The organism is Micromonospora sp. NPDC005806 (assembly GCF_042871425.1).
Classification (GTDB): domain Bacteria; phylum Actinomycetota; class Actinomycetes; order Mycobacteriales; family Micromonosporaceae; genus Micromonospora.
Map to the genome: position 1 here is coordinate 22,484 of NZ_JBIAIL010000051.1, position 19,419 is coordinate 41,902.

General features: G+C 66.1%; 17 protein-coding genes and 3 pseudogenes. 13 read left to right on the top strand and 7 right to left on the bottom strand.

Going from position 1 to position 19,419, the window contains the following annotated elements:
- Window positions 1-266: 266 nt before the first annotated feature.
- Both ACFYOS_RS32355 and ACFYOS_RS32360 read right to left on the bottom strand, forming a co-directional pair.
- Window positions 267-518 (bottom strand): hypothetical protein, encoded by a 252-nt coding sequence (locus ACFYOS_RS32355; protein ID WP_387149826.1) that lies wholly within the window; start codon window positions 516-518, stop codon window positions 267-269.
- A complete protein-coding gene (locus tag ACFYOS_RS32360; RefSeq protein WP_387149828.1) occupies window positions 515-907 on the bottom strand; it encodes a hypothetical protein in 393 nt (130 codons plus the stop codon). The genes ACFYOS_RS32355 and ACFYOS_RS32360 overlap by 4 nt, the downstream gene beginning before the upstream one ends.
- A 114-nt stretch (window positions 908-1,021) precedes the next feature.
- Between ACFYOS_RS32360 and ACFYOS_RS32365 the strand changes: the two genes are divergently transcribed.
- The 3 genes and pseudogenes from ACFYOS_RS32365 to ACFYOS_RS32375 all read left to right on the top strand — a co-directional run.
- Window positions 1,022-1,423: a GntR family transcriptional regulator gene (locus ACFYOS_RS32365; RefSeq protein WP_387149831.1), complete on the top strand. Its 402-nt coding sequence runs from the start codon at window positions 1,022-1,024 to the stop codon at window positions 1,421-1,423.
- Between the two features lie 671 nt (window positions 1,424-2,094).
- The gene (locus tag ACFYOS_RS32370) at window positions 2,095-2,553 is read left to right on the top strand and encodes a hypothetical protein (RefSeq protein WP_387149833.1); all 459 of its coding nucleotides are present in this window, start codon (window positions 2,095-2,097) and stop codon (window positions 2,551-2,553) included.
- Between the two features lie 501 nt (window positions 2,554-3,054).
- Window positions 3,055-3,576, top strand: a pseudogene (locus tag ACFYOS_RS32375) (tyrosine-type recombinase/integrase); the annotation flags it as partial.
- A 397-nt stretch (window positions 3,577-3,973) separates the two neighbouring features.
- Here ACFYOS_RS32375 and ACFYOS_RS32380 read toward each other — a convergent pair.
- Both ACFYOS_RS32380 and ACFYOS_RS32385 read right to left on the bottom strand, forming a co-directional pair.
- A complete protein-coding gene (locus ACFYOS_RS32380; protein WP_387149836.1) occupies window positions 3,974-4,255 on the bottom strand; it encodes a hypothetical protein in 282 nt (93 codons plus the stop codon).
- A 788-nt stretch (window positions 4,256-5,043) separates the two neighbouring features.
- Entirely contained in the window at window positions 5,044-5,568 is a 525-nt protein-coding gene (locus tag ACFYOS_RS32385; protein ID WP_387149838.1) for a hypothetical protein, read from the bottom strand.
- A gap of 1,384 nt (window positions 5,569-6,952) precedes the next feature.
- Here ACFYOS_RS32385 and ACFYOS_RS32390 point away from each other — a divergent pair.
- The 4 genes from ACFYOS_RS32390 (at window position 6,953) to ACFYOS_RS32405 (ending at window position 9,798) form a co-directional block, all read left to right on the top strand.
- Entirely contained in the window at window positions 6,953-7,138 is a 186-nt protein-coding gene (locus ACFYOS_RS32390; protein ID WP_387149841.1) for a hypothetical protein, read from the top strand.
- Window positions 7,139-7,271: 133 nt separating this feature from the next.
- The gene (locus tag ACFYOS_RS32395; protein ID WP_387149874.1) at window positions 7,272-7,613 is read left to right on the top strand and encodes an HNH endonuclease family protein; all 342 of its coding nucleotides are present in this window, start codon (window positions 7,272-7,274) and stop codon (window positions 7,611-7,613) included.
- A 492-nt stretch (window positions 7,614-8,105) separates the two neighbouring features.
- Window positions 8,106-8,654: a hypothetical protein gene (locus tag ACFYOS_RS32400; protein ID WP_387149844.1), complete on the top strand. Its 549-nt coding sequence runs from the start codon at window positions 8,106-8,108 to the stop codon at window positions 8,652-8,654.
- A gap of 616 nt (window positions 8,655-9,270) precedes the next feature.
- Complete coding sequence (locus ACFYOS_RS32405) at window positions 9,271-9,798, top strand: SLATT domain-containing protein (RefSeq protein WP_387149847.1); 528 nt, start codon at window positions 9,271-9,273, stop codon at window positions 9,796-9,798.
- Window positions 9,799-10,210: 412 nt separating this feature from the next.
- Here ACFYOS_RS32405 and ACFYOS_RS32410 read toward each other — a convergent pair whose 3' ends face one another.
- The 3 genes from ACFYOS_RS32410 to ACFYOS_RS32420 all read right to left on the bottom strand — a co-directional run bounded on the left by ACFYOS_RS32410 (window position 10,211) and on the right by ACFYOS_RS32420 (window position 13,010).
- Window positions 10,211-11,653 (bottom strand): hypothetical protein, encoded by a 1,443-nt coding sequence (locus ACFYOS_RS32410; protein WP_387149850.1) that lies wholly within the window; start codon window positions 11,651-11,653, stop codon window positions 10,211-10,213.
- Between the two features lie 286 nt (window positions 11,654-11,939).
- Entirely contained in the window at window positions 11,940-12,146 is a 207-nt protein-coding gene (locus tag ACFYOS_RS32415; protein ID WP_387149853.1) for a hypothetical protein, read from the bottom strand.
- 273 nt (window positions 12,147-12,419) lie between these two features.
- On the bottom strand, window positions 12,420-13,010 hold the full coding sequence (locus ACFYOS_RS32420) for an NADPH-dependent FMN reductase (protein WP_387149856.1): 591 nt from the start codon (window positions 13,008-13,010) through the stop codon (window positions 12,420-12,422).
- A gap of 323 nt (window positions 13,011-13,333) precedes the next feature.
- Here ACFYOS_RS32420 and ACFYOS_RS32425 point away from each other — a divergent pair, with 323 nt between their 5' ends.
- The 6 genes and pseudogenes from ACFYOS_RS32425 to ACFYOS_RS32450 all read left to right on the top strand — a co-directional run bounded on the left by ACFYOS_RS32425 (window position 13,334) and on the right by ACFYOS_RS32450 (window position 19,189).
- Window positions 13,334-14,095, top strand: a complete 762-nt coding sequence (locus ACFYOS_RS32425; RefSeq protein WP_387149858.1) for an SDR family oxidoreductase — start codon at window positions 13,334-13,336, stop codon at window positions 14,093-14,095.
- A gap of 1,056 nt (window positions 14,096-15,151) precedes the next feature.
- On the top strand, window positions 15,152-15,463 hold the full coding sequence (locus ACFYOS_RS32430) for a hypothetical protein (protein WP_387149860.1): 312 nt from the start codon (window positions 15,152-15,154) through the stop codon (window positions 15,461-15,463).
- 148 nt (window positions 15,464-15,611) lie between these two features.
- Window positions 15,612-15,929: a hypothetical protein gene (locus tag ACFYOS_RS32435; protein WP_387149863.1), complete on the top strand. Its 318-nt coding sequence runs from the start codon at window positions 15,612-15,614 to the stop codon at window positions 15,927-15,929.
- A 559-nt stretch (window positions 15,930-16,488) separates the two neighbouring features.
- A pseudogene (locus tag ACFYOS_RS32440) lies at window positions 16,489-18,038 on the top strand (replication initiator).
- A complete protein-coding gene (locus ACFYOS_RS32445; RefSeq protein WP_387149866.1) occupies window positions 18,035-18,232 on the top strand; it encodes an excisionase family DNA-binding protein in 198 nt (65 codons plus the stop codon). The pseudogene ACFYOS_RS32440 and the gene ACFYOS_RS32445 overlap by 4 nt, the downstream one beginning before the upstream one ends.
- Window positions 18,232-19,189, top strand: a pseudogene (locus tag ACFYOS_RS32450) (tyrosine-type recombinase/integrase). Before ACFYOS_RS32445 ends, ACFYOS_RS32450 begins: the two are co-directional and overlap by 1 nt.
- Window positions 19,190-19,419 lie beyond the last annotated feature (230 nt).

Below are 19,419 nucleotides of genomic sequence, written 5' to 3' on the forward strand. Positions count from 1 at the left end.
CCACATTCCGAGCCGGCACACGTAGCACCACAACCGGTGCTCCCAAACTGCTCCCAAATAAGGGGTACAAGCGACGAAGCCCGTTACCGGCAACTCCGGCAACGGGCTTCTTACCTGCAAATATTTACGGTGGGCGATACTGGGATCGAACCAGTGACCTCTTCGGTGTGAACTCTCGGCGAGCGGGTCGGATCGGGCTTGATGCGAGGTCAAACGGCCTGCTGAGGCGCTTCTCGGCTCGGTTTGGCTGGCACGGTTGCTGTACTTCACTGCTGTACTGCTGACATGGCCTGGTCGGCCGCCCTGGTCCAGCCGAGGAAGCGGCGGTGCAGCACACCGGCCGGTGTCCAGGGCATATCCTCGGTGGCCTGGACAAGATAGCTGCCGAGGTAGAGGGCCAGCGACACCGGAGCATCAACGTACTCCGCTCGCAACTCCTGCTTCCGCGTCGGGCAGGGCCAGGGCAGGTCGCAGCCTCCGCAGCTCCAGATCGGCATCACCGGGCCGTGGGTGGTCACCGCACACCGCCGAGGAATCGGGCGGTGATCGTGCGGGCCTGCCGGCTGGTCGCCCACTCCACCTGCCAGCACGGGTACGGCGTCAGCCGCGACCACCAGGCGCGGCAGCCGGCGCACATGCCGTCGAGTCCTCGGACGTGCGCCGCGAGGATCATCTGCGCCTGCTCCTCCTTCACTGCTCCCCCTCCCCCGGCCAGTGGCCACGATTGATCGGAATCCGATGCCGGGCGCGGCACGGCAGGTCGGCTCCGCACCGGCAGACCCGCCGCCACCGCCGCCAACACCAGACCGGCCGATGCCGCCTCGCGAGGGTCATCGCGGCGGCGAGCAGGTACTCCTCGTACGAGACACGCCGCACGGGATCTCCCCTCGGGACTGGTCGACGGCACGGCGGCCGGGCCTTGGCTGGTTCACCCGACCGCCGCACCTGCAAGCCCACCGTACATACGTAGGACTGTAGATACAATAAACCGTAGAGCTGTTGGACACGTAGCGTCACATTCGTGATCGACCCCAGCGCGGATCGCGCAGTGTTTCGGCAGCTCGCCGACCTACTGCGTGACCGGATCACGTCCGGCGACCTCGCGCCCGGCGCGTCGCTGCCCAGCGAGCTGCGACTGGCTCAGGAGTATGGAATGAGCCGGACAAGCGTCCGGCAGGCCATCTCGCTACTCCGGTCGGAAGGCCTCGTGATCGTCCAACCCCCGCGCGGCACCTTCGTTCGCAGCATGGAGCCGACCGAGACGGTGACCCTACGCAAGGGCGACACCGCCTCAGCCCGGATGCCCACCCCCGCCGAGCGAAAGGAGCTGGACATCGGCGAAGGCGTCCCCGTCCTGGTGGTCTTCCGCGCCGACGGCTCCCGCGAGCTGTACCCAGCCGACCACATCCGCGTCGGCCGCTGATCGACGCATTACGTGTCCGTTCCCGGCCGCAGGTCCACCACCTGGTCCTAGCTCGCGAGATGGCGTCCTTGTTCGCGGTCGTCCGCTCACGCTCGCCGCTTTGGTTGCTCCGTTGGCTGCTCCTGGTAAAACCTGACCACCACCTTGGGTAGCTCTTCCGCAACGCGCGCCGCCAGCAGCCGTCCCTCTGCGGCGAAGGCTGCGTCCTCCTCCGCCTGATGGGTCTGCTGTCATTTGGAACGGCGATGTTGACCATGGACTCGGACCATTGCCGCCAGGACGCCAACCGCCCGACGAGGCTGGCGGACAGGCCGAGCGTGGCAGGATCGCACGACTCGTAGACGTCACTGTGCTCGTGGCGGACCCACAGGGGCCAGCATCCGTAGTCGTCCATCACCTTGATCAGCACCGTGTCAGGCTACGTCGAGGAGTTGAAGCGGAACTAAGAGCCGCTAGCGCGCAACCAGCGGGATCGGCCCTCGACGCCTGCTCATGCGGCGTCTCGGACTGCCACGGTTCGGCGCTGGTTGACGACATTTCACGGTGTCTTGTGCCCCGCCTGTGCCCCAGACCATTCGTCGAGGGCTGTCCACCCTTGCCCGCGTCCCCGAACCTGCGATCCATCGTTGACACCTTGGCCGGCGATCCGCGCACCGCCTAGCCTCTCCAGCATGGAGCAGCTGCGCGACCTTGCCATCCGGCTGGCGATGGACGAGCCGGTCGGCGATGACCTGTCGATGGCGGCTGCTCACGCTCTGACCCGAGGCGTCGACTCTCCGAGCTTGCGTGAGCTCGCCGGCCTTTCGAAAGGCCAATCGCGGGAAGCCGTCGACCTGTTCCGGCAGGCAATGGATGAGCTCGGCTGTCCGGTCCCGGACAAGAGCGGCGCCCGGCTACACCTCATGCGTAAGGCGGCGGCGAACCTCGTTGCTGGAAAGGGCGACCCCGAAGACCTGGCACACCAGATTTACTGGCAGGCGTGCTACTCCGGACTGCCGGAGCTGCGAGCGGTGGGCGATCGCTTCTTAGAGCTGTACGCCGGCTGGGGCGCAATGTATGACCAGGCGGAAGCGGCGGTAGCGGCCATGAAGGCGACGGCGCAGTCGTTTCTTCGCGACCATCCAGCCTGAGCGGCTATCCGCTTACGGCGACGGGCTTCAGGATGGCCCGACTCCTTGACCCCCAGGCAACCAACACCGGACGCTGACCTGCGGCTCCGAAGCCGCTGAGCTGCCAGGACGATCCCCCAGTGTCCGCGACGGTCCGCTGGCGTCCGTCCCGATCGTCAACCAAATAGTCACCCAGCTGCCGGGGAGACCTCAACATCGGGCACGCAACGGGCGCGGACCCGGTTGTCGGGCACTCGCCTCCTGGGCCGGCCGCCGGTGGCCGGGTCGTCGCCCTTTGGTCGAGGCGGCCGCCCACCTGATCGAGCATCCTCGAAACCGAGTCCCCGCTGTGCACAACACGATAATTTCGCGACATGGGCATCACCGGGGGGATAGCATGCTTCTTTTTTGTTGTCGTGATTGTGGCGTTCATCGCGTTTTGGGTAGTGCGTTACGGGCGCGGCCCGAAGCAGCCGACGCCGGCAAACAAGGTGGGCCACGAGTTACCACCGCCACCACCGGAGGATCCAAAGCCGCCGCAGCACCCGCGCGGCCGTCGCTGACGCGGCGACCGACCGGTCCTGGCCGGACCACGACCCACCCGTGCCACCGTCCATCCAGGTCTGGTGCTCGGTCCGCGCCGAGGGGACACCAAGACCAAGAAGTCGCGTCGCACCCTGGCCCTGCCGGCCCGGTGCCGTCACCGCGCTCACCGTCCACCGCGAGCGCCAGGGCCGGCCTGCCGCCGACCGCCTCGTCTTCCCCTCCACGGCCGGCACGGCCCTCGACCGGCACAACGTGCTGCGGGCCTTCCGCCCGGTCGTCGCCAAGGCGGGCCTTGACCCGCGCGACTGGACCCCCCGCGAGCTGCGGCACAGCTTCGTATCCCTGCTGTCCGACAGCGGCATGAGCATCGAGCAGATCGCCGACCTCTGCGGCCACTCCGGCACGACCGTCACCGAGACCGTCTACCGGCACCAGCTCCGGCCGGTGCTCCTGGGCGGCGCGGTCGCCATGGATCGGATCTTCGGCGCTGAGGCGTAGTCACTCAGTTAGACACCCAGCTACGACAAGAGGGCACATCCATCTATTGGATGTGCCCTCTGAGCTGCGTCGGGACGGCCGGATTTGAACCGACGACCCCTTGACCCCCAGGACATGGGGTCAGGTGTTCCTGCACGTCAAGCGCGCTTCGGGTTGTCTTGGACCGTTCAAGAGCCCGCAGCCGGTGCGCCCGCGCTGATGGCGTGTGGTCCCCCGGTGGTCCCCACGAGCGCCCCGCCGGAGGCACTTGTGGCGGGTTCGATCCGGAGGTCAGACGATGGCGAGTCTTCCGCCTTCGATTGCTCGGCCTGCCTGGTCCAGCCGAGGAAGCTGTGGTGCAACCCTCCGGCCGGCGTCCTCTGTCTGCCAGCGTCCGGGGCGATTGTCACTCGGGCAGTCACTTGCCCGACGATCGGTCCGCCGACGCGCCACCGTGTTCAAGGTTCGGATTCTGCTCGGTCGAACTGGCCTGAACTGGAGGCAACAATATGAACGCGCCGGCGAGAATCATCGCCGGAACTTCAAGCAGTAACTGGAGGACGAATCGGCCTAACCCATGCTCTGGAATCTGCCCATCCAGCCAGGTCGCATATACAACGACTCCTGCGACAGCTGCCAGCCTCCATGGCTGACAAATGAGGCGAACAATTTCGAACCGCAGCATTTGCCATCTCGACACGATGCCTCCCTCAGGTACGCCTGCGAGGTAGCCGCATTCTCCCATGTGGTCGCCACTTGGCGTTGTATTGATCGCAGGCCTCGAGGTTGTCGCTTAAACCGGGCGAGCCGCCCTATGACCTGGGCCGAGACACGTCAACGGTTGTCATCCGTAGTCGCCACGGGTCTACGTCGGACGGCCTGGAGACGGTGTGATCGTCCTGTGCAAGTTCCCTGGGCGGGGGAACGCAGTGTTCCAGGTGACCCCGAACGCGCGACTTCCCAGCGCGTTGATCGCGTCGGCGTGAACGACGGCAGCTTCACGGACTGGCTCGGGCCTCTCCTGCATGGCGGGAAACCTACCTTGTGTGGCGCGTTCCGTGTAAAGCCATCGCGGCGGTGCCGGATCTCGTGGACCTCTTCGGTGTGAACGCGGCAGCGGTGCATCGCCTGTTGCCATCGGTTAGCATCCCGTGCCTCTCAGCTCGGCTATGGCCACGCCTGTTGTCGTGACGTGCCGACCGGAGGTGGCAGGTTCGCTGCCTCCTTGCTGCTTCAGCGAGTGGTCGGAGCGCTGGTTTCCGCCGGCGTTCGGCTTCGTTGATGTCGGCTGCGGACGTCAGGCGAATGGGTCGCCCGGCCAGCAGGCAAAGCAGAGTGGTAACGATGAAGTCGACGAGCCCGAGGATCCACGCGCCCTCGGCGTCGGCGATCTCTTCAGGGCGAAGCCGGCTCGCGTGCTGGCGCAGCCGCCACCGCTGTGTTTGTCCAGGACGCGCTCATTACGTCACCCCGGATGTGGTCGGGCACCTACATGAACGGGTATCGGAAGACCGTTAGCGCAACCACGAAGATCCCCACCTGCGCAAGAGATCCAACTACGAGGATGACGTTTGGCATGGTGTGCCAGCGATACCAACGATGACCGAGAGGATCTCTAGCGAGGTTCGGTGCCTCATTGGCATGCTCGGCTGCAAGGTGCTCTTCCAACAGGTGGAGAAGCTGCGGGCTCTTCGACCTCAAGTAGGTCGCCCCGAGTGTTGGCGTGTCAGCGTCGCCGCTCTGTCGTTCGAGGCGCAATGCGACGTAGGCTAGCGGGACGGCGTTGGTGATCGTGACTCGTCCTACAAGCACGATCAAGATCGGCATGATGGCTGCGGCCAGCAAGAATTCAGCCTGACGCTGGGCAAGGCCATAGCCGAGTAAGACTGAATCCGCCGCAACCAGGATGCCGACACCTTGCACTGCCAACCCGAAGACAAAGCGGATCGACTCATAGGATTGCTGCAGTTGGAGGCCGATGACGTCCTCCGAGGACAGTCGCTGTGTTGTCACGTCGTGTGGGTAGGGCCGTGTACGGCATGGGGAAATCCCAGATAGATCCATTTGGCTCGGTCGAACGGCGGACTCACCGTTGTATCGTGCGATCACCTTGTTCGCCGCGTTGGAGGTGGCGACCAGGCCCATCACCGGCGGTGCCTGCTGGCTGTGCCACCGCAACTGACTGCGCCTGGCACGGGCGTCTCGCTTACAAGCTCTGTGCGTCGCGTCCGCACTCGTCCGGCAACGGCTGCACGCTCGGGGCGCCATCCGTGCGCGTGCTCGTCAGTACGCTGCCGTCCGGCGCGGTCGCTGTCGGCGTTGCTGTCGACAGCCGTTCCGCCAGGCACGCTTTCCAAGTCTGCCCGGTGAGGTGCGTGTCCGGTCGAAAGCGTTCGTGTCGCAGGCGCGAACAAGGGGGTGGACACTGCTGGCTGCCACCGGCCGGTCATGAACGAGACGGGAACTGAGACGACCTCAGTCTGCTCTCGTCTGTCGCCCCGGAGCAGGCGCCTCCGGAGGCAGGCGAGCCCCCGGCGCGCACAGAGTCAGCGGCGCCAAGACCGACAGACACGACAACGCCCGGCCCGCTGGCGCAGCCGAGGGCCGGGCGTAACGTCGATCGGTGGAGCACCTCAAGTTTGGCTGTTACTTGCCATGCGGCAACACCCTCCCCGGCGCCATCTTCTCTGACGTGATGGTGGCCCCGGAAACCTGGCAGCAGTGAGGGCGCCGCCACTATTTGAGGCTAGCCGCGTCTACTTTTTCTCGATTCCGCCATCCACAAGATAAGGATAGGTGTAATCGCAAAAGGCGGTAGACCAAGTGTTGTAGCCGGCGCCTTCCCAGTTACCCCACTTGTATACACCCCAACCTCCGGGAGTACTTGAGCAGTACGCAACAGAACGGAAATAGCCACTCCCACTGCTGCAGTAGGTCATCACCTGGCCGGGGACGCTAAAGTGCTTGACCAACTGGCAACCACTTGGTGTCGCCAGCGCGGGGGTCGCCGATGCTACGAGTCCAGCTCCTACTGTGGTCACCAGCACCACAGATGCAGCCATCAGTCGAGTCGCCTTCATTTATCCTCCTCCATCCCGTAAGCCCATCTCCTAGGGCATCGCTCGGTCCCGCGTGCATTCGATCATCATCGTCGTCGATCGGACGATGACTGTCATGTATCTGACAGTGGAAGCGGGAAACCGATGTGGGTGCTTATATTGATCAGTTTTGGGTAATGACGCCGATCCTCGCCATCGAGCTCCGTCGGAGGCGGGAGACTAACCGCTACCGCCTCGGGTGGCTGTTCTGCCGCTGTTTGCTTGCAGACCATTGCAATGTCGCTCGGTCCCTGCGTATATCGAAGTACCGCTATCTTCGATGATCGGGAGAGCCGACCGTGACCCGTACCCTGCGCTGGGCCGCCACCCTGCTGGCCGCCGTCACCGCCACCACCGCCCTGACCGCCGCCCCCGCCCACGCGGACACCTACTCCGCCGCCCTGCGCACCGCCGTGGCGAACCTGTCCGTCGCCACCGAAGTCCGCACCGGCTACGACCGCAGCCTGTTCCCCCCACTGGATTGACGCCGACGGCGACGGCTGCAACACCCGCAACGAGGTCCTCATCGCCGAAGCCACCACCAAACCCACCATCGGCTCCAGCTGCTCCCTCTCCGGCGGCCGCTGGTACTCCTACTACGACAATGCCTACTGGACGATCACCAGCGACCTGGACATCGACCACATGGTGCCCCTCGCCGAGGCGTGGGATTCCGGCGCCCGGAACTGGACCACCAGCCGGCGCCAGTCCTACGCCAACGACCTCGGTGACTCCCGGCCCCTTGTCGCCGTCACCGACAACGTCAACCAGGCCAAGGGCGACCAGGACCCCGCCACCTGGATGCCCCCGTACAGCTCGGCCCGCTGCCGCTACATCAACGAATGGGTGGCCACCAAGATCCGCTGGCGGCTCACCGTCGACACCGCCGAGAAGAACGCCCTGACCAGCTGGGCGAACTCATGCTCCAACGTCACCATCACCGTCGTCCGCGCCTTCTAGCACTCACAGGAAAGGGCGGTGCCGGCCCCGTGCCCTCGCACCGCCCTACCTCGCCTGCGATCCGTGCATAACCCCGTCGGGGGGAGCCGGGTTCGGCCTACCAACGGCTGCGGTTCGGTGTCAGCCAATGCCGATGGGCACGGGCTATCGAGCGTTCGGTGACACCTGGCTGCCGTCATTCCTACGCCTTTCGCTGCCTCCTTGCTGCCTCGGCTGCCTCTCGCTCCTCGGCACAGGCGAGCGGCTTACGCCGGGCCAGCCCGTCAATCGCTCCCTTCTGATCCGTGAGAGCGTCCGGTTTCCACTGGCACCCGGCTTGCCTCGCGCCAGGTCGTGGCCGACGTTGCTGCGATAGCGGCCGGTGGCGTTGCGCCGGGGCCAGCGGCCGAGCTGCCGGCCGTCCTCTCCTCCGCGAGGGGGGCCCGGGGCGGAGCCCAGGATCTGCCAACGTGTCCGATGGACAGCCGCAGAAGCATCGAGTGCACTGTTGCGATGCAACAGACCGAGGGCACAAGACTCGACCTGCGAGCAGCAAGCAGGATCGTTGGCGGGGCGATGATCATCGGGGGAACTGAGCTACTCTTCCTCGCACTCGTCATATCCGGGTTGCAGGCTGCGGGCCTCCATAAGGATGCAGCGCGGGCGATGGGCTTGGTGTTCGCATGCATTACGTCCCTGGTAGTGCTCCCGCTTACTGGTTCATGGCGACGCTGGCTGGCCAGGCCACCGACACTTAGGGCGCGACTCGGTGAGGTTCGGACTTCGCTTGCACACGTCGGAAGCATTCTCGGGGATCTTGAACGGGACTTGGCAGTTCGAATGCAGCTGCTTCAGGAGCGCCAAGAGCAACTTGAGGAGTACGAGCAGGTTGCGTCGCTCACGCCCGAGCAGCGCGAAGCTATCGAACGCATGGTCGCGGCTCAGTTTGCTAAGGAAGGCAAGAAGGCAGTACGTCGCGATCTGACGTTCCTCACCGTGGGCGTCCTGACAGGATTCCTCGTGAACTGGGCGTCTGATCCACTTTGGCGGTGGCTTACATAGTGAATGCGCCAATGTCTGGGACGGCACGATGTGCCGCGGGCAACCGAGGACGACCCGGTCAGTCATGGAAGCACGCCTGCCTATTGCCGACCATCCCTCCGCCCCAGGAGCGCCGCTACCTTCTGACCCAGAAACCAGATCCGCGGCAGTCCATGTCCGAGCTGCCCACCAGGGCAGTAGATCACTCAGCCGCCAGGTGAGCCCTTGGGACTCGAACCCTGAACCCCTCCTGCGTGCTCCCGACCAACTCCAATCGGGCGGATCGGCCGCCTGACCCGGGCGAGTTCTTCCGCTGCCTTACGACGGTTGACAGCTCTTGTCGGCGTCAGTTGTGCCCGGCTTGTGCCCGATGATCTCGCCAGTCCATCCCTCGCCGTCCAGGTTCCGGCTTCGGCAACCACCTCCGCGCCGGGATGTGGACGCACGCTGTCAACCACTGCCGCGGCTCGCTGGACCGGGTCGCGATGAACCTGGTGCACCTAAGCCCCTGACGTCTGGAGTCGCCATTGATCGAGGATCACACTGGCCTATTGCTGCGTCACTGCGGCTAGGCAACTGGCCAGGTGGGATGGACGGGGCTGGCCGAGCAAGCTGCTCTATGCGATCGTGTTATGGCATGGAGGCGGCTGCAAAGCTCAAGCTACTTGTCGATGAAATCGATGCCGTGCTTGCCAGAGAGGAGCCGCTGCGAAGGCATGACAAACGGATGGCTCTGCTACTCCGCCTGTCCGCTGTCACGTTGTCAGCAACGGTCACAGTCTTACTTGGGTTGCGGGTTGCTGCCGAGACCAACGAACTTCTAACGAACGCTGCGCTGACGTTAAGCGCCTTAATCGTCTTCTTCGGGGCATACGACGCATTCTTCAATTATCGCGGATTATGGGTGCGTCGCACGATCTTCATCGCACGCCTGCAAGACCTTAAGCGAAGGATCGTGTTTTATTCTACCGGGCTTGACGACCATGACTTGAGCGTCTCCAACGCAGCCCTCTACTTCAACGAGTTCGGGGCAATTCTCGCCGACAACATGCAAGAGTGGATCAAGCTTCGCGCGAGTGGGGATGAGGCTGTGAGTCCGCGTCCCGCCCCCCAAAGTAGCGAGCACAATACTGAGCCGGTTCTGCGCGACAAAAGTGTCGGTTAGGGCATATTCACCCGCTTGGCATGGGGCCGGCAACTGAGGACAGCAGAGCCAGGGCCGCGTGACAGCGACCAGGCACGCTTTCCAAGTCTGTCGTCTGGTGTTCATCGGGACCTGTAGCCGTACGGAGCAGCAGGGCTGACCGCCCGTGGGACTTTGCCGGATGAGCTTGAACGCGGCCGAACGAGACGACAAATGAGACGACTGCAGCCCTCACATGCTTTCGAGGTCTGCGACCTAACGTTCAGCCTCAACCGACAGGGGCCATGAGCAGGGCGGGAAACTCACTCCGGCCTCCGACGGACCGCCTCGTATGTTGATGAAAGAGACCACAACTGAGACCAGCAGCCCACGCCGGTCGCCTGTCTAGCGGTGTAGCTGGTTTTGGGGCTACCGGCCGGTCCGCGCTTGCCGGTCAGCAGAACCGGGTGGGGCAAAGCCAGCCGGGAATGTTGACGTCGTCATCGTCGTTGTCGGGGCGCGGTGGGACGGGCAAATTGCCGCCGTCGGAGCCTGTCGGCCTCTGCCGCTGCTCCTCGTCGCGCACCAGTACGACGATGAGTCGCCCCCGTCGTACCGGTTGCCCTGCCGCCGGGATGCTGCCCGCGACGATGGAGATGGAGTAGGCCTGCTTCAGTCCGTCCCGCGCCGCCACCTCCTCTGACGGCTCGATTCTGTACTTGGAGCAGGATGGTTCGTCAGCGGTCAGCGCATGCTGTGGTGCCATGCGCTTGGCATAGCGGAGCAAGACCAGTTCCTGCAGGCCGGCGAGCGGGCCACCGTCGTCGGTCAAGTTCCGCGCCGTGGGGCGCTTTGGGAGCTTCGGCATCTTCGGGTGGGCGGCGAACCAAGCGGCCTCCGCACTCTTCAGCACCTGCAGGGAAACACTCCGGCCCGACGGCGTGATGGTGCCCGCGGGTGGGTCTGTCCCGATGACAGTCCAGTCGCTTTCGACCAGGATGCTCCTGCAAAGGGGCGACACGTCCGCCTGCTCCGGACGTAGGTCAACAGCGTCAATCGAAATGCGGGCGCTGAGGAGGTCCATCCCCACCACGTTCGGCACGGCCGTCTGTCTGGCCGGCTCTGTTGTTCTCACGGCATCGGGCATGGTTGTTCTCACGGGGTCCGGCATGGAGGTGGCCAGGGCGGCGACCTTCGGCCCGGTCTGCGGCGGCGGCGCAACGACTGCGGCGATGGGCACGCTGATAGTCCATACGAGGAACCCGGTCCCCACGGTTTTCCACACCCTCGAGCCCTGCGCCTGCCGCCACGTCCACGATGCGGCAACTGCGACGAGCAATAGGCAGCCGGCGAACGCTATGCCGAACTCCCCGGCAATGCCGCCGGCGACCACCAGCAGAACGCCGAGCGTGGCCGCAACGAGTGGACCAGCGCGCTTCAACCGCATCAGGATGAGCCCGGTAGCGGCCTTGACTGGACCGAAGGTCTCCAACGGGACGTTGGCGATGGCGGCAAGTTCGCCTCGCGTCGTCGCCGCGCCCATTGCGAGCGTCAGGTCGACAAGATGGTCCAGCTTGTCGTTCGTGATCCCGCCGTCGGAGGACAGGGGCTGCGTTAGCACGGCAACTGCGGCTCTCCGGTCATCATCCGTGACCGGAAGCCGCTCGGTGTTCTCACGAGCCGCACCTGCGTCGGATGACTCTTCGCCGTCGTCCATCGGCAAGTGGGACCGTTCCTCCGCCCGGCGGCGGTCGGTCTCGTCCACTCGTTGGTTCGCCTCAGAGATCAGACGGAACAGCCCGACCACGATGAGAATCGACGCCGCTATCGGCCACCACAGGAAGACCAGCAGAATGTCGGCCGCGGGCTTGCCCGTCAACCGGAACATCGCGCCCATATCATCACACTTCCCTCAGATCACGGCGCACTGGCCCGGCTCGGTCTCATAGCTTCGTGTCTGGCCTCATAGCTGCGCTATCCAGCAACCGGACGATCATGGCCCCCGAGTTCGCTGAGGTACGCCGCCAGCATCTCGTCAGGCAGTCCCACCATCGGTGTCCCTTCCCACCAGGCCGGCGTCGAGCATGGCGTAGCGCGCACTCCGGGGATTGACGTGGTCGGCTTCCTCGGCATCACCAAAGGTGTACGCGGGCGACAGGACCGACCTCACCCGTTCCACCTGATCAGCACGGCGCGGTGGGCGGGAAGCCGACGCCCACGAGCAGCGCGTTGCCGGTCTCGAGCAGCGCGAACGCGGGCACGACGCAGACCGCGACACCTGCGGCGCCGACGAGCATGGGGATGCGCCGCCCGAAGCGCTCGGCGATCAGAGCCGCCGGGGGGACGAGCACCATCTGCGTGAAGGCCGTCGCACAGGCCACGAGGATCATCGGAGCCTGCGGGATCCCCTGCGCGGAGGGGGCCGAAGGAGACGCTGAACGCGGTGATCAGGCACCAGGTCGCCAGCCCGCCGTCGGCGGCGGCCGTGCCGATCGCGAACCGATCGGGCAACTCGCGAAGCACGGTGACGACGGGGGTGCGGACCGCCAGACACCGTCGGCGCGCGGCGCGAGGTCCACCGTCATCCTGCGCCTCGCTTCGACGCTGAAGATGATTACCACCGCCACCACCGAGGATCCCGCCGTCGGCAGTGCCGCACTCAGCTACGTACCGGACTGGGCTGTCGCCATCGTCGTGCCAGCCCGCAGGGTTGCCAACGCACCACTCCAGGCCGCCAACTGGTCGAGCATCGTGTTCACCGCACCCTCCTGATGGGCGCCCGGCTTGAAGACGCTGAAGTTCTCGAAGTCGGTGAAGAGCGAGAGCGCTACCTGCGCCCGTACATCCGCCATCTGCAACTCGGCCACCACGAGGCGCAGGTGCTCCACCGCCCGGGTGCCGCCGACGCTGCCATAGCTGACGAACCCGGCCGCCTTGTTGTTCCACTCGGCGTAGATGAAGTCGATCGCGTTCTTCAGCGCCCCAGACGTGGAGTGGTTGTACTCCGGCGTAACAAAGACGTACCCGTCAAACGAGGCGATCTTTTCGGCCCACCGGAGTGTGTGCGGCTGCGCGTACTGCCCCATCGACGGAGGCGCCATCTCGTCGAGGTGCGGCAGGTTGAAGTCCTTGATGTCAACGAGTTCGTACTCCGCGTCGCCGCGCTTGCTGGCGACGTCGTACACCCAGCGGGCCACCGCCTCCCCGTTACGGCCGGGACGGCTGCTGCCGATGATGATGCCGATTCTGGTCATTACCGCCCTTTCGTTTCAAAGCCCCGACCCACTCGGGAGCCGTCGGCGGTTACCCCGTCTGCGTGGCTTCGAACGGACGCAGGACATTCCGGGCACCCGCTGACACGGCTCGGTCTCCGCGACTAACTTCAGCGGTATCGGTCGCCTGCCTAGGCGTAGTCACTCAACGCGGACGAGACGTCCGGTGAGCTGCGGCTAATGGCGTGTGCTTACATGCGGGGACAGGCGGCGGGTTGGCGGCGGGCGGCGGGTCGATGAGGCCTGCCAGGCTGACTGCTGCCGGAATGGACTCTGTTGTCCGCAATGTGCGAGGAGATGCCAGCATGCGAGTAGCCGTGGTCGGGGCCACCGGGCGGATCGGATCTCTGACCGTCGCCGCTCTGCAGCGCGATGGACACGACGTCGTGCCCATAAGTCGGACTCACGGCGTGGACGTCGTCGCCGGCACCGGACTCGACGAAGCCCTGGCCGGGGTAGATGCGGTCATCGACACCACCAGCATCAACGCCGCGACCGACGCCGAGGCCGTCGGCTTCTTCACCACCGCCACCGCCAACCTGTTCGCCGCCGAACAGCGCGCCGGGGTCGTCCACCATGTCGTGCTGTCCATCGTCCGGGTGCGCACGGTGCCCGGCAACCCCCACATGGCGGGCAAGCGCGCCCAGGAGGCCGCCGTCGAGGCCGGGCCGATCCCGTACACCATCGTCCCCGCGACGCAGTTCTACGACTTCCCCGCGATGGCCGCCGGGTGGGTCGAACACGACGGGGTCGCGCAGCTGCCGCCGCTGTTGATGCAGCCGATCGCCCCCGCCGACGTCGCCGACATCCTTGCCCGGGTCGCCGTGGGTGCCCCCCAGGGCCGCCACCGCGACATCGCCGGACCCGAGCCGCAGGACCTGATCGACATGGCTCACCGCACGCTCGCTGTCCAAGGCAGAAGCATCCGGCTCGTGCCGACCTGGCATGGCGGCATCTTCGACGAGACCGCGGCCGGCGACGCCCTGCTGCCCGCGGCCGACGCCGAGATAGCCCCCACGACCTTCGATGAGTGGCTGGCGGCTCAACGTGAAGTCAGCGGGGGTTGAGCTGGCCGCGATGGCGCCGCGACGTGGCGCAGCGGCTGCGTAGTTGCTGGTTGGCGGGGTTACGGAACCCGTAGGCGTCGCGGGCCACAGTCTTGATCACGCGGTTGGTGCCTCCGAGCCGGCACTGGTGATCCCGGTACGGATGAACACGAGGATCTGCGGCCACCAGGTCTGCACCGTGGTGGCCAGACGCCTGAACCCGCGCCTCGAACGCTGGCCTTGGGATGAGCTCGGGGAGGGCTACAACGAGCTGCCAATGGATGCCCAGCAGCGAGGTCCTGAGACCCGACACAGCCGGCGGTCACAAAACATGGGTTGCCATGTCGTCTGTCCCGGTCTGTCGGAGGCCGTCTTTACTGTGATGCGGGTGAAGCGCCAGCAACGTACCGAGACCTCCGGCCCCCTTTCGGGTCATGTACGGAAGGGCCGCCGGTACCTCTCACCGCTCGCCGCGACCGGCGTACTGCATCTCGGCGACTGGGTGCGGGACGATCTCCCCGATCTGTTGTGGCCAGTCCTGACACTGGCCGAGCTCGGATCATCTGCGGCACTCAAATTCGTTCGGTGGCAGGGGGCGGTACAGCGCGTGACCTTTCAGGACGGGCGGAACCCAAGGTTCTAGCTGATGGACTCGACGGGAGGCTCACAAGCCTTGATCGGCTGGTCGAGCAGGTACCCGATGCACAAGGCCTCGTTAGGGACCGGGCCCCAGAGTTCGGCCTCCTGCCTCAGTCCGTCGCTAGAGCGCTCGCCTCGTACCCAGAGCGACCAGCACCTTGGCTGGTGGACCTCGGATTTTCGCCGCCTGACCAGGCGGAAGTCGATTTGCTCTCACGAGCGATCCTAGTACTCCAGCCGGGGATCGTGATCATGGCTCGATGAGGGCTCGTCGGGTGTAGTGGCTGGTCTTGGCTCGGGCTTGGTGACGGCGTCGGCGGATGGACCAGAGCGGCAGCGGCCGGCGCGCGCCCAGGCGGCGGCGCGTGCGGCCCGTCCAGGGCCGCCTTGATGGATGTAAGGAAAGTTCTCCCACTCGGCTGATGCCATGCTGACTCCGTGCCCGATCAACCGCTGCATAGCCGCGCCTGGAAGGCCAGCGACCGAACCGGTGGCCCGTTGGATGACCTGCTCGACGCGCTTCGGCAACAACACCCGGACCTCGCCGTGGAGCGGCTCGGCAAAACCCATCCCGCCGACGACGACAACGTCTACTTCCTCGGCCTCGGCCACGTCGCCAACATCGTGCAGGTTGACACTGGCCCGGATGGACAACCACCGTTCGTCATCGAAGCAGAAGACCGCGTTGACGCCTCTAGCCCCGCCGAGGCCCTCGCCGCCATCCAGACCCGGCTCAAGCCGCCCTGCTAAGGCCACACGCAAACACTAAAGAGAACAAGATCGTCTAGCCGGACGTGTCACCCAACATCTGACACCAATCCGTAACGCATCAAGTGGAGCCCGACAGGCTGGCAGCCGGCTGGCAGCCGGCCTGGCCTCACCCTGAAAGGATGACGGCATGGACCGCTTCGAGGGCCGGTGCTGGGTGGACTGGTGGGCGAACTCGTCCACTCTGCTCGGCAGCGTCGAGGTGGTCGTCGTGATTGCCGCCGCCACCGGCGGCTGGGAGGCCGATGGTCGCCTGGTCAGCGACAGCGACGAGGACCGCGACGCGTTTGCATTCCTGTGCGAACTCGATCCGGTCTTCACGCTGCGATTCGAAGACGAGAGCGCTGTCGCCGTCACCGTGCATCCCGCCGACGGGCATCGCCGCTTCAGCCTCATCGAGTACACCGGTCCGGTTCAGCGATCGGTCGTCAACCGCATCGCTCTGTAGGCAGCGCCGAGGCCTGATTGGCTCGACAGCAGTTTCACGGCACGTTGACGTGTCGGTACCCGGTGCTACTCTGGCCCTCGTCGAGCACACCAGCGCGGCCTTCCCGCCGGATCGCTGGACTCGATTTCGGAGATGCCGAGCGGCCTTCCTGCCGCAGAGGCGGGCCACATCCCGCCGGCTCTCGATCGCACCGGCCCCGTGCCGGTTCCCCGAATCCACTGAGCGGCCCAGCACGGTCTTCCCTTCCGTCGACGATGACCCGGACTCACACATCTCCACGGGTGGGGGCAGCCTGCGGCAACCCTCCGGATGCCGATATCCCAGGCTCCCCACCCGTGCCGGCCCGCATCACCGAGTCCACGAGCGCGAAAGGACATGACCCATCGGCGGGAAGTGGCACGACCACGATTCCGCCCTCCGGCGTCAGCCGCCCTCTCGGCGGTGCCAGGAGACACGACGAACACCACCAGCGGACAGGCGTCCACGGCTGGTGGTGCTTCGTCTCCCGTCCCTGCCACCCCCTGTTGAGGAGACAGTCGTGTCCACCACCCCGCTCACCATCTACCGGCCCGGCCTCGCGGTCGGCCGTGACGCCCAAGTCCTGCACCGCGCTGCCACGCCGGAGTTCTCCGGCTGGCTGGAGCACACCCGCCCCGCCGGCGGCTGCTCCCGCCCGATCCGCCTCACCGGCACCATCGCCGCCGTCGACCGGAACACCGGCCGCATCACCCGCCAGCCGCACACCGACGAGCTGCCCGACCGCACGCTCTACAAGGCGTGCGGCAACCGCCGCGAATCGGTCTGCCCGGACTGCGCCTGGGTCTACCGGGGCGACGCCTACCAAGTCGTCTGTCGCGGCTTGACCGGCGGCAAGGGCATCCCCGACTCGGTCGCCCGGCACCCAGTCGTCTTCGCCACCTTCACCGCGCCGTCCTTCGGCCCGGTCCACCACCGGCACGTCCCCCGCCACACCTGCCGCAACCGGCAACGCTGCGACTGCCGACCCGCCCCCTGCTACGCCCGCAGCAACGCTGGCATCTGCCCGCACGGGCAGCCCGCGGCGTGCTTCGCTCGCCATGACGCCGACGATCCGCGGCTCGGGCGGCCGTTGTGCCTCGACTGCTACGACCACGACCACCAGGTCGTCTGGAACTACTTCTCCGGCGAGCTGTGGCGGCGCACCAAGCAGGCCATCGAACGCCGCCTCGCCGCCCTCTGCCGCAAGCGCGGCATCCCCCTCGTTCGGGTCGTCACCGCCTCCAGCAATGTCCGCTGGGTGCCGCCCGTGCGGGTGTCCCACGGCAAGGTCGCCGAGATGCAACGCCGCGCAGCCGTGCACTTCCACGTCCTGCTACGCCTCGACGGCGTCGACCCGGACGACCCAGACGCCCTCGTGCCGCCACCCGCGGGCATCACCGTCGACGACCTGGAGGATGCCGTCCACGCGGCTGCTCGGCAGATCACCGTCACCACACCTCCGCACCCCGACCGGCCCGAAGGCTGGCTGATCGCCTGGGGCGAGCAGGTCGATGTCCGACGCATCAACACCGCCGGCGGCGAGCTGACCGACGGCAAGGTCGCGGCCTACCTCGCCAAGTACGCCACCAAGGCCACTGAAGTCACCGGCCACTGCTCCAGTCGACTCACCGCCGCCACCATCGACGACTACGCCGACCCCGAAGGCGACCACACCGCCCGCCTCATCGACGCCTGCTGGCACCTCGGTCGCCCCACCCCCACCGACACCGCCAGCGGCGCCGCAACAGCCGACGACCGTCAAGCCAGCCTTGACGCCAAACCCAACATCTACGGCGGCTTGCGCCGCTGGGCGCACATGCTCGGCTTCGGCGGAACTTCCTCACTAAAGCCCGCCGCTACTCCGTCACCTTCGCCCTGCTCCGCGACACCCGCGCCACCTACCGCCGGGAAGAAGACGACGAACCGGCCGACACGATCAGCGTCGGCACCCTCACCTACATCGGCTCCGGCTGGCTCTCCGAGGGAGACGCCCTGCTCGCCAACACCGCCGCCCGGCAGCAACGCGAGAGCAGACGCATCGGCCGAGAAGAGCTCGCCCACGAAGCCTGGCTTCTCGGAGCCGCCGCATGAGCCATGACTTCACTCCTCGCTGGTACTCACCTGCCGAGGTCGCCGTGCTGCTCGGCTTCGGCATCTCCAAGGTCAAGATGAAAATCGCCACCGGCGAGCTGCGCTCCATCAAGGACGGCAAGTACCGCCGCATCCTCCCCGAATGGGTCGACGACTACATCCGCGAACAGGTCGAACGCCAGGAGGCCGCCTGATGCCCGGACGAGCACGAGCCAACGGCGAAGGCTCCATCTTCCCCTACCGCAACGGCTTCGCCGCCTACGTCTGGGTCACCAAGCCCGACGGCCGGCGTACCCGCAAGTACGTCTACGGCAAGACCCGCGAGGCCGTTCACGACAAGTGGATCAAGTTGCACCAGCAGGCGAAACAGGGGCCAGTGCCGGCGCTGCTGTGCGGTCGGTCGCTGCTGCCAGGCGGTCCCGTCGACGCGGACGGTCAGCGACATCCGGGCGGCGCTGCGGGCCGCCCTCACTCACGCCCAGGCCGAAGACCTCATCGCCAAGAACCCAGCCGTCGCGGTCACCCTCGCCATTGTCCGCCGGCGGCGGGGCAAGTCGTGGTCTAGCGATGAGGCACGCAAGTTCCTGGAGTCCGCCCGCGCCGACGAGGACCTGCTCTACGCCGCCTACGCCCTGGTCCTCGTCACCGGCTTACGCAAGGGCGAGGCCCTCGGACTGACATGGGAGGACGTCGACCTCGACGCCGGAGAGCTCACCATCGGCCGCCAACTGCAACGCGTGCGCGGGCAGCTCCTCCACCGCGACACCAAGACCCAGGCGTCCGACGCCACCCTTCCCCTGCCCGACATCTGCCTGACCGCGATCAAGGTCAGACAAGAACAACGCGACAAGGCACGAGCAGCCGCCGGCAACGCCTGGCAGGAAACCGACCTCGTATTCACCACCCGCTATGGCACACCCATCGAGCCGCGCAACTTTCAACGTTCCTGGCAAACCCGGTGCGACCGAGCAGGGGTCCGCCCAATCACCGTCCATGACGCCAGGCGCACCTGCGCCACCCTGCTCGCTGACCTCGACGTCCATCCGAGAGTCGCCATGCAGGTGCTGAGGCACGCTCGCTTCTCCGTGACCATGGAGATCTACACCCAGGTCTCGTCCAGCCTCAAGCGCCTCGGCGATTCGCTCGGCTGAGCCGTTGCTGTACTTAGCTGCTGTACGCAAGCAGAAAGGCCACCTCCCGAGCCCGGGAAGTGGCCTTTGACCTGCGTGGGCGATACTGGGATCGAACCAGTGACCTCTTCGGTGTGAAGCAGGACGCTGCACCGGCTCTGATGCGATGAAGGAGCGGGGCCTCCGCTCCTCGTGACCTCCCGGCGGGATGCTGGGAGTGCTCACGTCTACGACGAAGGAGGCCCCTGGTG

Coding starts and splice junctions, on each gene's coding strand:
- ACFYOS_RS32370 (WP_387149833.1), top strand. CDS start 2,095: ATGGAGCAGCTGCGCGACCTTGCCATCCGGCTGGCGATGGACGAGCCG.
- ACFYOS_RS32400 (WP_387149844.1), top strand. CDS start 8,106: ATGCAACAGACCGAGGGCACAAGACTCGACCTGCGAGCAGCAAGCAGG.
- ACFYOS_RS32405 (WP_387149847.1), top strand. CDS start 9,271: ATGGAGGCGGCTGCAAAGCTCAAGCTACTTGTCGATGAAATCGATGCC.
- ACFYOS_RS32410 (WP_387149850.1), bottom strand. CDS start 11,653: ATGGGCGCGATGTTCCGGTTGACGGGCAAGCCCGCGGCCGACATTCTG.
- ACFYOS_RS32415 (WP_387149853.1), bottom strand. CDS start 12,146: ATGATCCTCGTGGCCTGTGCGACGGCCTTCACGCAGATGGTGCTCGTC.
- ACFYOS_RS32420 (WP_387149856.1), bottom strand. CDS start 13,010: ATGACCAGAATCGGCATCATCATCGGCAGCAGCCGTCCCGGCCGTAAC.
- ACFYOS_RS32425 (WP_387149858.1), top strand. CDS start 13,334: ATGCGAGTAGCCGTGGTCGGGGCCACCGGGCGGATCGGATCTCTGACC.
- ACFYOS_RS32435 (WP_387149863.1), top strand. CDS start 15,612: ATGGACCGCTTCGAGGGCCGGTGCTGGGTGGACTGGTGGGCGAACTCG.
- ACFYOS_RS32445 (WP_387149866.1), top strand. CDS start 18,035: ATGAGCCATGACTTCACTCCTCGCTGGTACTCACCTGCCGAGGTCGCC.